This window comes from Arthrobacter sp. TJ-266, assembly GCF_058269115.1.
Genome location: NZ_JBZCNC010000013.1, coordinates 1 through 1,211, shown reverse-complemented (window position 1 = coordinate 1,211; position 1,211 = coordinate 1). Strand labels below are relative to the sequence as shown.

Sequence of the window (1,211 nt, the reverse complement as noted above, 5' to 3'; positions counted from 1 at the left end):
GGTGCGGGCCGCGACCGCCGCGATCGCCGCCCCAGCCGCGCTGGCGGAGGGCTGACCATTTCGTGCAAAGGTCTGCAGCGAGCTGAGGGTACCGGGCCACTGGTTCCAGTCACCTACGACCGGTCCTTGGCTCGTGTACTGCCACAGCTGGTAACCGCTCCAGCCCGCGGGCATCACCCCGGGTCCTACGTTGCTGTAACTGGCTAGATGAAGCGGGTGGTTACCGAATGCCGTGGAGCGGGCGGTGCAGGTGTTCCACCAATCAGCGGTCGTATAGATCATCGGCGCGCGACCGGTGCGGTTCACCATCGTGTTCGAGAAGTCCCTGATCCAATTGACCATTTGCGAGGGCGACATGTTGTAACAGGAGTTACCAAGTGAGGCGTAAGGGTTGTACTCAACATCGAGAAGTGGTGGAAGAGTCTTGCCGTCACCCGTCCAGCCACCTCCGTTGTCAACGAAGAAGTTCGCCTGCTGGGCGCCGGAGCTGACACTCGGGATCGCGAAGTGGTAGGCCCCCCGGAGCATGCCCGCGTTGGTGGACCCGTTGTACTGCGCGGAGAAGAACGGGTTGCGGTAGTTCGTCGCTTCCGTCGCCTTCGTGTACGCGTACCGAGAGCCCTGGTTCCAGGCGGCCCTCCAGTCCACGGTGGCCTGGTGGCTGCTGACGTCCACGCCGAGGACGCCGCCCGGCTGCCAGTAGTTGACCGCCGCGAGACCCTCCTGCTCGGCGCCGGCCGTGGTGCGGTCAGCCTCTCCCGGAACCGGCACTTGGGCGTCACCGGTCGCTGCCATCCTGAGGACACCCTGCCCGAGGGATGCTCCGTCGGTATCCATCTCGGTCGCCAGCGCCTTCGCGTTGGAGAGCATCCGCTCCGGCGTCAAGGTCGGTCCCACGGCCTCGGGCGACGACGGCACCACCGGCGGCACCACCGAAGAACTCGTCGCCCCCGGAACCGTGACAGGTGGCACCGACGGAGCTACCTCGAAGTTCTGCGATGCGGGTGCGGAAGTGGGAGCGGGAGCGGGCTGGTCCTGCGCCGCTGCTACGCCGGGGTTGATGACCAAGGCTGCGCTCAAGGCGATGAATGCTGCGGCCGTCCTGGCTTTCACGAGTGACACGAAGATCTCCAAAGGCTCGGGTGGTGCTGTTGTTCCGGTGACGTGCTGGTGGGTGTGAGGGGTCAGGTGTAGCGGATGGTGGTGCCGGT

At 65.6% G+C, this 1,211-nt stretch carries 1 protein-coding gene; it reads right to left on the bottom strand.

The window, feature by feature from the left end; translation table 11 throughout:
- Window positions 1-1,122, bottom strand: a 1,122-nt coding sequence (locus AC4D12_RS16975; protein ID WP_490951138.1) for a lysozyme, incomplete at its 3' end; no start/stop codon positions are given.
- Window positions 1,123-1,211 lie beyond the last annotated feature (89 nt).